The organism is Streptomyces sp. NBC_00091, assembly GCF_026343185.1.
Lineage (GTDB): Bacteria > Actinomycetota > Actinomycetes > Streptomycetales > Streptomycetaceae > Streptomyces.
This window is the reverse complement of sequence record NZ_JAPEMA010000001.1, coordinates 1,481,267-1,494,379: the sequence shown is the minus strand read 5'-3', so window position 1 is coordinate 1,494,379 and position 13,113 is coordinate 1,481,267. Positions and strand designations below refer to the sequence as shown.

Sequence of the window (13,113 nt, the reverse complement as noted above, 5' to 3'; positions counted from 1 at the left end):
AAGCGTACCGAGTGTCTCATGTGTACACAACGCGATCGAGCGGGTGGTGGGTCAGGCGGCTCTGAGGGCGGCCAGGAAGTCCAGGCGGGTTTCGAGGCGGGTCAGGTCGCGGGCCGTGAGGTGCTCGATGCGGGCGATGCGGTGGCGTAGGGAGTTGACGTGCAGGTGGAGTTGGGCGGCGCAGGCGGTCCAGGAGCCGTCGCAGTCGAGGAACGTCTCCAGCGTGGCCAGCAGGTCGGTCCGGTGGCGGCTGTCGTGGTCGCGCAGGGGGCCGAGGAGGCGGGTGGCGAAGGCGCGCCGGGCTTCGGCCGGGATCAGGGGCAGCAGCGACAGGATGTGCGTGGTGAGGTCGTCGGGGCCGCGTACGGTCACTCGCTCCGGGCCCTCGTACGCGACCCGCAGGGCGTTGCGGGCCTCGTCGAGCGCTCGGCGTGCGTTCCCGGGCTCTTCCACCGGAGAGCTGACACCGACGCAGACGCGGTCCGTCGGGCCGAGCCAGCGCGCGAGCGCCGCCGAGAGCCTCTGCTGGAGGGCGGCGCAGTCGAGGGCCGGTTCGGGGAGCGCGTCCGTGGGCGGCACCAGGACGAAGAGCACGGCCCGGTCGCCGTCGACGGTGGCGGCGATGTCCTGCGGCGATACCGGCACCGGGCCGTCAGGCTGGACCAGGGCCTCCTCCAGCAGTACGCGCAGGGCCGGGGCGGGGATGGGCCGGTTTCCGTGCCACTCGCCCCGGGCGACCACGAACTGTTCCCGCGGCCAGGTGTCCTGCTGGCTGACGACGGCCTGCGCGGTGTTGCGCAGCCGGACGGGGATCTCCTCGGGCGGGACGCCGCCGCGCAGCAGGTCGAGTAGCCGGCCGGCCAGGTCGTTGAGCGCCTCCTTCGCCCCTTCGTGCGCGGATCGGGCGTCTGCGACCAGCTCGACGATCCGGTCGAGGAGTTCCACGTCCGCCGCGGGCCAGTTCGCGGTGTCGGCTTCCATGACGACCAGCCAGTCACCCAACTCGGTGGCCGGCCCGGTCGTGTGGCGTACCGGCACGAGGGAGTACAGGCGCTCGCCGATCGTCACCCGGTGGGGAGCCGCCTCGCCCGCGCGGCGCGCGGCGAGGTACCTCGCGGCCAGTGCCACCGCCGTCTTGGGGTGCAGCGGAGGCCGGGCCCCGGCGATCTGACGTCCGGTCGGGGACAGGACGCGCACGTCGAGGCCGAGGATTTCCCGCAGGAGCTCCAGTACGGAGTCCGGCGCGCCCCGGTCGGTGAGGAGCTGCCGGTGGCGTTCGACCACGGCGGCGAGGCTGCCGACGTCCTTGCGCCGCAGACCGCGCAGACGGCGCAGGACGTGTTCGGTGATCGCGGCGAACGAGGTTTCCGGTCGTACGGCGACGAGCGGGACGCCGTGGCGCCGGCAGGCGCGCACGAGGTCGTGCGGGACGAGTCCGTGCTCGACCTCGCCGGCGGCGAGGGCCGCGACGCCCGCCCGGGCGAGGACGCGTACGAACGACTCGGCGTCCCCCTCCTCGCGCCACCAGGCGAGCCCGGTGAGGACGAGTTCACCGCCGGTCAGGAACCGGCCGGGGTCGGCCAGGTCGATGGTCGGGACAGCACGGATGGCTCGATCGAGCACGCCGTCGTCGGCGTCCAGGCCCACGAGCAGCTGCAGATCCAGCTCGTCGACGTCCAGGAGATCGCGTAGCCGCATGCATGCCACCCTCTCACGCCGTCCGGGTTGGGGAAGGTGAATTGCCGCAGGTGAGCGAGGTGAGGTGGTGGGAAGGCACCGTCTTCCACAGGCTGCGGAGAAGTCCGTTTCGAGCGATCGGTGACTGCCTCGTCCCCTTGATCGCGCTGTCTACTTCTGGGCGTGCGGCCGAGAGCGACTTCGGGTGTGCCGCGTACGGGGGTCGCGGCACCGACGGCGGCGGGGGCGGTCTCTGCCGCCGCACGGGTTACGAGAAGATCCTGGCCGCGGCCCGCCAGGAGCACCGAGGACTTCAGGAAAGCGTGGTCTGATCATGGCTGGCACCACCACCGGTATTCCCACCAACGTCACCCAGGGCTCCCGCACCAGGGGCGGCATCGGCGAGTCGACGCTGCGCCCGGACGGCACCCTGAAGGTCACCGGCGAGTTCGCGTACTCCTCGGACATGTGGCACGAGGACATGCTGTGGGGCCAGACCCTGCGGTCCACGGTCGCGCACGCCGAGATCGTCTCCATCGACATCTCCCAGGCCCTGACCGTGCCCGGCGTCCACGCGGTCATGACGTACGAAGACCTGCCGGCCCCGATGAAGAACTACGGCATGGAGTTCCAGGACACGCCCGTCCTGGCGCACGGCAAGGTCCGCCACCACGGTGAGCCGGTCGCCCTGGTGGCCGCCGACCACCCGGAGACCGCGCGCCGTGCCACCGCGAAGATCAAGATCGAGTACAAGGAGCTGCCCCTCGTCACCGACGAGGCCTCGGCGACCGCTCCGGACGCCGTACTCGTCCACGAGAACCGCGACGACCACCACTCCGGTCACGTCCCGCACCCGAACATCGTGCACCGCCAGCCGATCTTCCGCGGCGACGTGGAAGAGGCCCGCAAGCGCGCCGACGTCATCGTGAAGGGCGAGTACACCTTCGGCATGCAGGACCAGGCCTTCCTCGGCCCGGAGTCCGGCCTCGCGGTGCCCTGCGAGGACGGCGGCGTCGACCTGTACGTGGCCACCCAGTGGCTGCACTCGGACCTCAAGCAGATCGCCCCGGTCCTCGGCCTGCCCGAGGAGAAGGTCCGCATGACGATGGCCGGCGTCGGCGGCGCGTTCGGCGGCCGCGAGGACATCTCGATGCAGATCCTCGCCTCCCTGCTCGCCCTGCGCACGGGCAAGCCGGTCAAGATGGTCTACAACCGCTTCGAGTCCTTCTTCGGGCACGTCCACCGTCACCCGGCGAAGCTCTACTACGAGCACGGCGCCACCAAGGACGGCAAGCTCACGCACATGAAGTGCAAGATCGTGCTCGACGGCGGCGCCTACGCGTCGTCCACGGCCTCGGTCGTCGGCAACGCCGCGTCCCTCTCGGTCGGCCCGTACGTCATCGACGACGTCGAGATCGAGGCGATCGGCCTCTACACCAACAACCCGCCCTGCGGCGCGATGCGCGGCTTCGGCGCCGTCCAGGCCTGCTTCGCGTACGAGGCCCAGATGGACAAGCTCGCCGCCAAGCTGGGCATGGACCCGGTGGAGCTGCGCCAGCTCAACGCGATGGAGCAGGGCACCATCATGCCCACCGGCCAGGTCGTGGACTCCCCGGCCCCGGTCGCCGAGCTGCTGCGCCGGGTCAAGGCCCGCCCGCTGCCGCCGGAGCGCCAGTGGGAGGTCGCCGACGGCGAGGCCGATGTGCGCGCGCTGCCGGGCGGCCTGTCGAACACCACGCACGGCGAGGGTGTCGTCCGGGGCGTCGGCTACGCGGTCGGCATCAAGAACGTCGGCTTCTCCGAGGGCTTCGACGACTACTCGACGGCCAAGGTCCGCCTGGAGGTCATCAACGGCGAGGCCGTCGCGCTGGTCCACACGGCCATGGCGGAGGTCGGCCAGGGCGGCGTCACCATCCACGCGCAGATCGCCCGCACCGAGCTGGGCGTCCAGCAGGTCACCATCCACCCCGCCGACACCCAGGTGGGCTCGGCCGGTTCGACCTCCGCGGGCCGCCAGACGTACATGACCGGCGGTTCCATCAAGAACTCCTGCGAGCTCGTCCGCGAGAAGGTCCTGGAGATCGGCCGCCGCAAGTTCGGCTCGTACCACCCGGCGTGGGCCACCGCCGAGCTGCTCCTGGAGGGCGGCAAGGTCGTCACCGACGGCGGCGAGGTACTCGCGACCACCGCGGACGTCCTCGAGGACGAGGTCGTGGAGATCGAGGCCGAGTGGCGCCACCGCCCCACCGAGGCCTTCGACCTGGTCACGGGGCAGGGCGACGGCCACGTCCAGTACTCCTTCGCCGCGCACCGCGCGGTGGTGGAGGTCGACACCGAACTGGGCCTGGTCAAGGTCGTCGAACTGGCCGTCGCCCAGGACGTGGGCAAGGCGCTCAACCCGCTGTCCGTCGTCGGACAGATCCAGGGCGGCACCGTCCAGGGCCTGGGCGTCGCGGTGATGGAGGAGATCATCGTGGACCCGGAGACCGCGAAGGTGAAGAACCCCTCCTTCACGGACTACCTGCTCCCGACCATCCTCGACACGCCGACGATCCCGGTCGACTACCTCGAACTGGGCGACCCGAACGCGCCGTACGGGGTGCGGGGCATCGGCGAGGCCCCGACCCTGTCGTCCACCCCGGCCGTCCTCGCGGCGATCCGGGCGGCGACCGGCCTGGAGCTGAACAGGACACCGGTCCGCCCCGAGCACCTCACGGGGGCCTGACCGCCGCCTACCCGAAGGGGCCGGACTCCGCGGAGTCCGGCCCCTTCCGCTTGCCGTCCCGGCTCTCAGCTGCTTCGGGGCGGGGTGAGCTTGTCCAGGTCGAGGCTGATCTCGAAGGGCACCGGCCGCCGGAGGGTGCCCCGGAAGATGCCGGCGGGCGCGTAGACGCCGGTGGGTTCGTCGAGCTCGTAGACGTGGACCACGGGCGCGCCGTCCTCGTCCTCGATGCACCAGTAGTGCGGGATGCCGGCCTCCGCGTACTTGCGGAGCTTGACCGTGCGGTCGCGGTGGGCGGACTCGGGTGACACGGCCTCGATGACGAGCTTCACGTCATCCGGGGCGTACCACGTGCGGTCGGGGTCATAGGGCAGGTCCGTCAGCAGGAGGTCCGGCTCAGGGCGGTTACGGGCATCGAGGCGGATCGTCATCTCCCGCTCGACCTCGAAGCCGGCCGGGGTCTGAGCCATGAGCGTGGTGGTCAGGGCGGTGACGAGGCGGCCATGCCAGGACCGCTGGGGCGACATCATGAAGACGAGGGCTCCGTCGATGAGCTCGGTGTGGCGGGGCGCCTCGGGGAGGCGGTCGAGGTCCTCCGCGAACCAGCCTTCCGCGCGCGGTGGGCGCATCCAGTCGGGCAGTTCGGTCATGGGCCAACCCTATCGACTGCAGCCGTCACTGGGGCGTCAGAGGCCGCGGACCGAGGCGATCGTGAAGGTGGTCGGGGAGCCCGTGGAGGGGGTGAGGGGGCCGTCCTTGTCGAACTGGGAGCGGACCACCAGGGTGCGGCCCCGGGTGTGGGCCAGGGTGGTGGGGATCTGGAGGGACGGGTCCGTGATCGTGCGGGTCAGGTGGGCGCGGGTGCCGTCCGGGGTGAGCTGCCAGCGGGTCAGGGTGTTGCTGATGTTGTGCACCGCCCGCAGGGTGCCGGCGGGGGAGAGCTGGATGCCGTCGGCGGCCTTGAGGTCGCCGCCGGTCAGGGCGACCCGGCTGAGGGCGCCGGTGCGCAGGTCGACGCGGTGGAGTTCGCCCGCGGTCATGTCGACGGTCAGCAGGTAGCGGCCCGCCCGGTCCGAGGTGATCCCGTTGAGGGTGAACTTGCCGGGCGGCGGCGGGGTGATGTGTCCGCTCAGGTCGTAGGCCACGGTCAGGGGGCCGGTGCCGGCGCGCTGCTGCTCGGGGGTGACGCGGTAGATCACCGCGCGCACGCTGTCGGTCAGGTAGGCGGTGCCGTCCGGGGTGATGGTCAGGTCGTTGATGAAGTGCGGGGTGCCGGCCGCGGCCTCGAAGTGGGCCAGGCGGGCCCCGGTCGCCGTGTCGTACACCGCGACCCCGGCGGTGGAGTCGGTGACCCACAGGCGGCCCCGGGCGTCGACGCGCAGCCCGTTCGCCGTGCGCCGGCCGTCGGTGCCGGACGGGAGGAAGACCTCGGCGGTACGGGCCCCCGGGCGGGCTCGGTAGACGGTGCCGTCCGCGTACGAGCCGACGTACACGGTGCCCGTACGGGGGTCGGCGGCTATGCCCTCGGGGTAGACCTTCGAGCCGGGGAGGGTGAACGCCGTCGATACGGGAGACGGTGCGGGTGCGGGTGCGGGTGCGGGTGCGGCGGCGGTGGTGAGCGCCGCGGTCGCGGTGACGGCGGCGACGACCAGGGCATGAGAGAGCTTCGGCATGGGTGAACCCTTCTTGATCGGTGTGTTCGCAGAGTAGTTAGGGCTCTAATGATTGGCAAGGGTCGTAGGATGCCGCAATGACCTCCATGCCTCCCGAGGAGCGCATCGGCGCGCACATCAAGCGCGCCGAGCAGGCGCTCCTCGCGGCGAAGAACGCCGCCGTCAAGCCGGCCGCAGTAACGGTTCCGCAGTACGCCGCCCTGCTCTGGCTCGCCGAGAAGCCGGGCATTTCCGCGGCCGCCCTCGCCCGGCTCTGCGGGGTCACACCGCCGACCATGAACACCGTCCTGAAGAACCTCCACGAGCGCGGGCTCATCGAGCGGACCCCGCACGAGTGGCACCGCAACGTGCTGGAGACCCGGCTCACGCCCGAGGGCCACGCCGCGATGGAGCTGGCCGACGCCGGCGCCGTCCGCGTGGAGACGGCCCTCGCCACCGCCCTCTCGGCGCAGGAGCGGACCCTGCTCATCGAGCTGCTGGGGCGGTGTTCCGAGGTGCTCGACACCCTGAAGTGAGCTCCCGGACACCTGATGTTCCCGCCGGGTTTTTGCAAGGATTTGGAACTTCTCGCAGAATCCGCACATCCCCCTAGGGGGATGTCCAGCCGCGCTGTCCCGCCCCGGGGCAGTCCCAACCGTTCGGAGCGAAGCCCGTGCACGAGTACCCGCAGCAGTCGTCCGGCCACGAGCCCGAACGGGGCCGCAGGAGGTCCCGGCGCGCGATGTGGATCGGCGCGGGCGTCGCCGGCGCGCTGCTCCTCGGCGGGGGTGGTTTCGCCGCCTACAAGAACGACTGGTTCTCCGGCAACGGCGAAGCCGTCAGCTTCGGCAAGCCCACCCCGCCCGCCGCCGCGGACGCCGGCGCCGCGAAGAAGGCGGAGCCCACGGCCGCGCCCAAGCCCAGCGGTGACCCGGACGTGCAGATGCCCTCCGGCCCGAAGTCCGACTTCAAGCAGACCACCAAGCTCGACGACGGCACGATCATCGCCAAGACCCGCCTGGCGGGCGCCAAGTCCGGCTTCGAGGGCGACGTCTGGGTCTGGGCCCCCAAGGAGTACGACGACCCGAAGTACGCCAAGAGCGCCTTCCCGGTCCTCATAGCCCTGCCCGGCGGCAACGGCTTCCCGACCAACTACTGGGCCGACCGCAGCCTGGGCCTCCAGAAGGCCATCACCGAGGGCGTCCAGGCCGGCACCAGCCTGCCCTTCATCGTGATCATGCCGGTGCTGAACCCGGACAACAAGTACTACTACGACGGCGCCGACATACCCGGCCAGCCCAAGATGGGCACCTGGATCGCCGAGGACATCCCGGACTTCACCCGCGCCAACTTCCGTACGTACAAGTCCCGCGACGGCTGGGCCTTCATGGGCTCCTCCTCGGGCGCCTTCGTCGGCATGAAGACGCTCCTCCAGCACCCGGACAAGTTCAAGGCCGTGATAGCCAGCGGCGGCGAGATCACCCCCGACTCCCCGCTCTGGAAGGGCCACCAGGCGGAGATGGACGCCAATAACCCCGAGAAGCTCGCCGACAAGCTGATCGCCACGGGCGGCCCGGAGGTCTACATCAACTTCCAGGTCGGCACGAAGGAGTCCGGCAAGAACCTCATGACGAAGTTCGTGACGGAGCACGGCAAGGGCCCGGTCAAGACGACCATCCGCGACATCCAGAACGGCGAGCACAACGGCTGGCACTACGTGCGCGGCATGAAGGAAGGCTCGCTGGAGTGGGTCAGCAAGGTGATGAAGGGCCCCAAGCCCGAGGCCGGCTGACCGCCCCCGCCCCGCTCCCCGCCCCGGCTCCCGCCCCCGCTCCCCACCCTCCCGTTCCCGCTGGCCGACCCCCGTCGCCGACCCCGTCGCCGGACTCCGCCACGTGGCCCTCGCCACGTCGCCCCGGTCCCAGGCAACCCATACGGTCGTTCACACCTCTGTACAGGTGTTAAGGGGGACCAATCGGTCCGACCCGCGCCCAACCAGGGCGCCGGAGAAGGAACGGGAACAAATCCGTGCAGTATGACCACCAAGGCGACGGCGGCCCCATGACCAAGGGCGGCCGTCGCCCCCGGCGCCCGCGCCGGCGCCAGATCCTGATCGGCGGCGGACTCGCGCTCGCCCTCGCCGCCGGGGGCGGCGCGGCGTACAAGTCCGGCCTCTTCTCGGAGGTGGGGGACCCGACCTCCTTCGGCAAGATCCAGGAGTCGGCGGCGGCCGAGGACATCCGTTCCGGGGTGCTGATGCCCACCGGCCCCAAGGCCGAGTTCGTCCGTACGAGCAGGCTCCCGGACGGCACGCAGATCGCCAGGACCACCCTGACCGGGGCGAAATCCGGGTTCACCGGTGACGTGTGGGTGTGGGTGCCCAAGGAGTACGACGAGCCGCGCTACGCCAAGAGCGCCTTCCCGGTCCTGATCTCCCTGCCCGGCGGACGCGGATACCCCACGAACTACTGGGGGACCGGCCCCGGCCTCGGCCTCCAGCAGGCCGTGGCGGAGGGTGCGAAGTCCGGGAAGAGCCTGCCCTTCATCCTCGTCATGCCGGTGACCAACGCCGACACCAAGCACCACTTCGACGGCTCGGACATCCCCGGCCAGCCCAGGATGGGCACCTGGATGGCCGATGACATCCCGGATTTCGCGAAGGCCAATTTCCGTACCTTCGCCTCCCGCGACGGCTGGGCCTTCATGGGCTCCTCGGCGGGCGGCTTCAACGGCTTCAAGCAGGTCCTGAAGTACCCCGACCGGTTCAAGGCGGTCATCGCCAGCGGGATCGACATCGTCCCCGACTCCCCGCTGTGGAAGGGCAACCGGCAGGCGATGGACGAGGACAACCCCGAGAAGCTCGCCGAGAAGCTGATCGGGGAGGGCGGTCCGGACGTCTACGTGAACTTCCAGATCGGCACCAAGGAGAGCGGCCGCGACCTGGCGGAGAAGTTCATGAGGGAGTACGGCAGGGGCCCCGTGCACACCCGGCTCCAGGTGATCCAGGATGGTGAGCACAACGGAAAGTCGTACGTACGCGGCATGAGGGAGGGCGCGCTGGAGTGGATCAGCAAGGTGATGCAGGGACCGACACCCGACCCCGCCGTGCGATGAGCCCGGTGGTGAAGGGGGCGTCGGTGGCCGCCGCCGCGGGGATCGCGGCGGTGTGCGCCGTCGCATTCCTCAAGGCGCCCGGCGACCGCCCGGTGCACCCCTTCCCCACCGTCGGCGTGCTCATGGCGGGTGGCGAGCACTGGTGCACGGCGAGCGTGGTCGACAGCCCCAAGGGCAACGTCGTCGCGACCGCCGCGCACTGCGTCGCCCCGGCGGGCGAGGACGGACAGCCCGGAGAGGTCGCCCACGACGGCCTCGCCATCGGCGAGCTCTCCTTCGCACCCGCCTTCTCCGGGGAGGGCTCGGGCACCCAGCCCCTCGGGGCGTGGAAGGTCCGCTCGATCCACGTGGACGAACGCTGGACGAAGTGGGGCGACGACACCGCCGACTTCGCCTTCCTCACCATCGAGCCGGACGAGGACGGACGCAGCGTCCAGGAGGCCGTCGGCGGCAAGGGCGAGGCGCCCGCGCCCGACTGGACCTCCGCGTACGAGCGGGAGGTCACCGTCGTCGGCTATCCGGAGTCCGAGCACAACCCGCAGAACAAGCCCGTCTCCTGCACCACCCAGACCCGCCACGACGCGGACGACCCCGACATGCTCTACATCAGCTGCTCGGGCTTCTGGACGGGCACCAGCGGCAGCCCCTGGATCGCCGACCGCGGCGGCACGGGCCAGCCGGGCCGGCTGATCGGGGTGCTCAGCGGCGGCGACACGGACGTGGACTCCACGGCCGCGCTGTACGACGAGAAGGCCAAGGCCCTCTACGAGCGGGCGGCCGGGGGCTGATCCCCGCCCCCGCCGGAGCCCCCCCGGGAGCCGCCCCGGGAGCCGCCCCGGGCGGGGTCTACCTCCGGCGTTCCGTACTGACGATCACGCCCACCGCCGCCACCACGATCGCGCCGCCGAGCGCGATCGGCAGGGTCAGCGCCTCGTCCAGGATCAGCGCGCCGAGCGCGACGGCGACGACCGGATTGACGTACGCGTACGTGGCCACCAGCGACAGCGGCGCCGCCTGGAGCAGCCACGCGTACGCGGTGAAACCGACGACCGACCCGATCAGCACGAGGTAGCCCAGGGCCACCCAGGAGGCGGTGGAGAAGGCGCCGAGGTCCAGCCCGCGCTGCTCGCCGCGCAGCAGCCCCACGACCACCCCGGCGACCCCGCCCGCGACCATCTGGTACGCGGCGCCCGTGAAGGGATTGCCCGGCATCGGCAGCTTCGACGCCGAGAACGAGCCCAGCGACCACAGCACCGAGGCCGCCAGCACCAGCAGCACGCCCCACAGCCGCACCTCCCCGCTGAGCCCCGGGCTGGTCAGCACCGCCAGCCCGGCCAGGCCCACCAGCACCCCGGCCAGGGTGCGCGGCTGCGGCCGGTCCCCGGTGCCCGCCCGCAACACCACCACCCACATCGGCACCGCCGCCACCAGCAGCGCTGCCAGCCCGGACGGCACCGCGGTCTCGGCCAGCACGACCAGCCCGTTGCCGCCCAGGATCAGCAGCAGCCCCACCAGGACGGTCGAGCGGAGCTGCGCCCGGGTGACCCGGAGCGCGGCCGGCCCGAACCGCCAGGCGACGATCGCGGCCAGCACCAGGCCGGCGGTGATGAAGCGGGCCCCGGCGGAGAGGAAGGGCGGCATGGTCTGGACGACGATCCGGATGCCGAGGTAGGTCGACCCCCAGACGACGTACACGAGCGCGAGCGCGGTCCACACGGCCCCGGTGGTCCTGCGGCGCGGGGCGTCAGCCGCCGTGCTCTCCGTCGGTGTTGAGGTGCTCATGGCCGGATCCTACGGTCGTTGCCCCATGCAGGCTTCTCGGTATCTCACCCCTTGAGCAGGGCGTTCAGCTCGCCGTACGGCAGGGCCTGGGCGAGCGCGCCGTAGGTGCCGCCGGCCAGCAGTTCCTCGGTGGCGCGGCGGACCACGGCGTACGCGGCCTCGGCCACCCAGGAGCCGAGGCTGACGCGGGCCACGCCGAGGGCGCCGAGCTCGGCGACGGACGGGGCGGCGGGGCCGACGAGGACGTTGAGCGGGGCGTCGATGCCCTTGGCCAGCTCCGCGACGGTGGCCGGGTCGGTGACGCCGGGCACGAAGACGCCGGTGGCGCCGGCGGCGAGGTACGCGGCGGCGCGGGAGAGGGTCTCGTCGAGGCGGGTGGCGCTCTCGCCGAGGCCGAAGAGGTACGTGTCCACGCGGGCGTTGATGTACAGCGGGACCCCGGCGGCGTCGGCGGCGGCGCGGGCCGCGGCCAGCCGCTCCGCGTGCTCGGCGGGGGCGCGGTTGCCGTCCTCGATGTTGATGCCGACCGCGCCGGCGGCCAGTACCCCGGTGACCGTCTCGCCGACCCCGGCGGCGTCGGCGCCGAAGCCGCCCTCGATGTCGGCGGTGACGGGCACGGAGACGGCGGCCGCCACCCGGGCGATCAGGTCCAGCGCCCGGTCCCGGGCGAGGGCGTCCCCGTCGGGCGCCCCGAGGGACCAGGCGACTCCGGCGCTGGTGGTGGCCACGGCGGCCGCCCCGGCCGCCTCGACGACGCGGGCACTGGCGACGTCCCAGGCGTTGGCGAGGGCGAGCGGCGCGGCGGGGGTGTGCAGCCGGGCGAAGGCGGTGGCCCGGGCGGCGAGTTCAAGGTTGGTGGTCATGGGGCCAGTTGACCAGACCGGGCGGGCCCGGGGCTCGCGGATTTCCGACATGTGCGTCCGGGCCCGCGGCGGGGCCGGGCGTCAGGGCGCGAGCCCCGTCTTCGCGCCGGCTCCGCACAGCGGGAGGACCGCCGTGCGGCCCTGGAGGGGGTCCCCGGGGGCGGCGGGGCCGACTGCGGCCCAGCAGGCGGCGGCCGTCGGTTCCACGAAGAGGCCGCGCCGGGCCAGGTCCCGCTGGGCCTCGCGCAGCCGGTCGTCCGGGACCGTCAGGAAGGTGCCGCCGGACTTGCGCACCGCCGCCAGGATCTGCCGGGCCCGCGGCGGGGCCGGGATCGCGATGCCCTCCGCCAGGGTGGGCAGCTGCGGTACCGGTCCGGCGTCCTCGGCCCCCGCCGCGAAGGCGGCGGCCAGCGGGGCCACCGCCGCCGACTGCACCGCGATCAGCGCGGGCGGCCGTACCCCGCGCCGGGCCAGCTCCTCCACCGCCAGCGCGGCGCCCAGCAGCAGGGTGCCGTTGCCCACGGGCAGGACGAGCACCTCCGGCAGCCGGCCGCCGAGGGCCTCCCAGATCTCGTACGCGTACGTCTTCGTGCCGTGCAGGAAGTACGGGTTGAAGACGTGGCTGGCGTAGAAGACCCCCGGCGCGTCCGCCGCCGCCCGGGCGGCCTTCGCGGTGGCCTCCCGGCCGCCCGGGACGAGGCGTACGGCCGCTCCGTGCGCCCGCATCTGCTCCGTCTTCTTCTCGGAGGTGCCCTCGGGCACGAAAACTTCACAACTCAGCCCGGCCCGCGCGCAGTACGCCGCCACGGAGGTCCCCGCGTTGCCGCTGCTGTCCGCGATCACCCGCTCCGGGGCCAGCCGCCGGGCCAGCTCGGCGAGCATGACCGCGCCCCGGTCCTTGAAGGACAGCGTCGGCATCAGGTAGTCGAGTTTGGCGTGAATCCGCTCCGCCAGCGGCACCAGCGGGGTGTGCCCCTCCGAGAGCGAGACCGAGAACGCCCCCGGCAGCGGCAGCGCGGCCGCGTACCGCCACAGCGAGTGGGGGCCGGCCGCCGGATCCAGCGCGGTGGCCGGATCGGGTGTGAAGTCGAGGTCCCAGGGGCCGCCGCAGAGCGGACAGCACCAGGGGCCCGTTCGCACGTCCGCGCGCGTGCCGTCCTCGGGGCAGAGGTATCCAGGAAGTGCGTGCGTCATGTGCTGAGCACCCTTGCTCGTTCATGGCCTGCGTATGGCACGGATGTTACGCGTGCGCCGTGCTCTTGTGGGATGGCGCACGGCTGGGTCAACCTTTCGGAGGCGACGG

The 13,113-nt window shown here is 72.2% G+C and carries 11 protein-coding genes; 5 read left to right on the top strand and 6 right to left on the bottom strand.

Translation table 11 applies throughout. The features are described from left to right. Window positions 1-51: 51 nt before the first annotated feature. Entirely contained in the window at window positions 52-1,698 is a 1,647-nt protein-coding gene (locus tag OOK34_RS06380; protein ID WP_267032889.1) for a PucR family transcriptional regulator ligand-binding domain-containing protein, read from the bottom strand. Window positions 1,699-2,011: 313 nt separating this feature from the next. Between OOK34_RS06380 and OOK34_RS06375 the strand changes: the two genes are divergently transcribed. Then, window positions 2,012-4,402, top strand: a complete 2,391-nt coding sequence (locus OOK34_RS06375; protein ID WP_267032888.1) for a xanthine dehydrogenase family protein molybdopterin-binding subunit — start codon at window positions 2,012-2,014, stop codon at window positions 4,400-4,402. Window positions 4,403-4,467: 65 nt separating this feature from the next. On the opposite strand, the gene OOK34_RS06370 is transcribed toward OOK34_RS06375, so the two are convergent. Together OOK34_RS06370 and OOK34_RS06365 are read right to left on the bottom strand one after the other, a co-directional pair. Next, entirely contained in the window at window positions 4,468-5,049 is a 582-nt protein-coding gene (locus OOK34_RS06370) for a Uma2 family endonuclease (protein ID WP_267032887.1), read from the bottom strand. A 36-nt stretch (window positions 5,050-5,085) separates the two neighbouring features. Then, entirely contained in the window at window positions 5,086-6,072 is a 987-nt protein-coding gene (locus OOK34_RS06365; protein WP_267032886.1) for an SMP-30/gluconolactonase/LRE family protein, read from the bottom strand. 77 nt (window positions 6,073-6,149) lie between these two features. On the opposite strand from OOK34_RS06365, the gene OOK34_RS06360 reads away from it, so the two are divergent. The 4 genes from OOK34_RS06360 (at window position 6,150) to OOK34_RS06345 (ending at window position 9,953) form a co-directional block, all read left to right on the top strand. Further along, complete coding sequence (locus OOK34_RS06360; RefSeq protein WP_267032885.1) at window positions 6,150-6,587, top strand: MarR family winged helix-turn-helix transcriptional regulator; 438 nt, start codon at window positions 6,150-6,152, stop codon at window positions 6,585-6,587. Between the two features lie 137 nt (window positions 6,588-6,724). Then, window positions 6,725-7,843: an esterase family protein gene (locus OOK34_RS06355; RefSeq protein ID WP_267032884.1), complete on the top strand. Its 1,119-nt coding sequence runs from the start codon at window positions 6,725-6,727 to the stop codon at window positions 7,841-7,843. A 236-nt stretch (window positions 7,844-8,079) separates the two neighbouring features. Further along, window positions 8,080-9,165 carry an esterase family protein gene (locus tag OOK34_RS06350; protein WP_267032883.1) on the top strand — a complete coding sequence of 362 codons (1,086 nt, stop codon included), beginning with the start codon at window positions 8,080-8,082 and terminating at the stop codon, window positions 9,163-9,165. Beyond that, window positions 9,162-9,953, top strand: coding sequence for a serine protease (locus tag OOK34_RS06345; protein ID WP_267032882.1), 792 nt, complete (start codon window positions 9,162-9,164; stop codon window positions 9,951-9,953). The genes OOK34_RS06350 and OOK34_RS06345 overlap by 4 nt, the downstream gene beginning before the upstream one ends. A gap of 58 nt (window positions 9,954-10,011) precedes the next feature. On the opposite strand, the gene OOK34_RS06340 is transcribed toward OOK34_RS06345, so the two are convergent. The 3 genes from OOK34_RS06340 to OOK34_RS06330 form a co-directional block, all read right to left on the bottom strand. Continuing rightward, complete coding sequence (locus tag OOK34_RS06340) at window positions 10,012-10,947, bottom strand: EamA family transporter (protein WP_267032881.1); 936 nt, start codon at window positions 10,945-10,947, stop codon at window positions 10,012-10,014. Window positions 10,948-10,991: 44 nt separating this feature from the next. Then, window positions 10,992-11,810, bottom strand: coding sequence for an isocitrate lyase/phosphoenolpyruvate mutase family protein (locus tag OOK34_RS06335; RefSeq protein WP_267032880.1), 819 nt, complete (start codon window positions 11,808-11,810; stop codon window positions 10,992-10,994). A gap of 81 nt (window positions 11,811-11,891) precedes the next feature. Continuing rightward, entirely contained in the window at window positions 11,892-13,004 is a 1,113-nt protein-coding gene (locus OOK34_RS06330) for a threonine synthase (RefSeq protein ID WP_267032879.1), read from the bottom strand. Window positions 13,005-13,113 lie beyond the last annotated feature (109 nt).

Coding starts and splice junctions, on each gene's coding strand:
- OOK34_RS06365 (WP_267032886.1), bottom strand. CDS start 6,072: ATGCCGAAGCTCTCTCATGCCCTGGTCGTCGCCGCCGTCACCGCGACC.
- OOK34_RS06335 (WP_267032880.1), bottom strand. CDS start 11,810: ATGACCACCAACCTTGAACTCGCCGCCCGGGCCACCGCCTTCGCCCGG.
- OOK34_RS06370 (WP_267032887.1), bottom strand. CDS start 5,049: ATGACCGAACTGCCCGACTGGATGCGCCCACCGCGCGCGGAAGGCTGG.
- OOK34_RS06380 (WP_267032889.1), bottom strand. CDS start 1,698: ATGCGGCTACGCGATCTCCTGGACGTCGACGAGCTGGATCTGCAGCTG.
- OOK34_RS06330 (WP_267032879.1), bottom strand. CDS start 13,004: ATGACGCACGCACTTCCTGGATACCTCTGCCCCGAGGACGGCACGCGC.
- OOK34_RS06345 (WP_267032882.1), top strand. CDS start 9,162: ATGAGCCCGGTGGTGAAGGGGGCGTCGGTGGCCGCCGCCGCGGGGATC.
- OOK34_RS06340 (WP_267032881.1), bottom strand. CDS start 10,947: ATGAGCACCTCAACACCGACGGAGAGCACGGCGGCTGACGCCCCGCGC.
- OOK34_RS06375 (WP_267032888.1), top strand. CDS start 2,012: ATGGCTGGCACCACCACCGGTATTCCCACCAACGTCACCCAGGGCTCC.
- OOK34_RS06360 (WP_267032885.1), top strand. CDS start 6,150: ATGACCTCCATGCCTCCCGAGGAGCGCATCGGCGCGCACATCAAGCGC.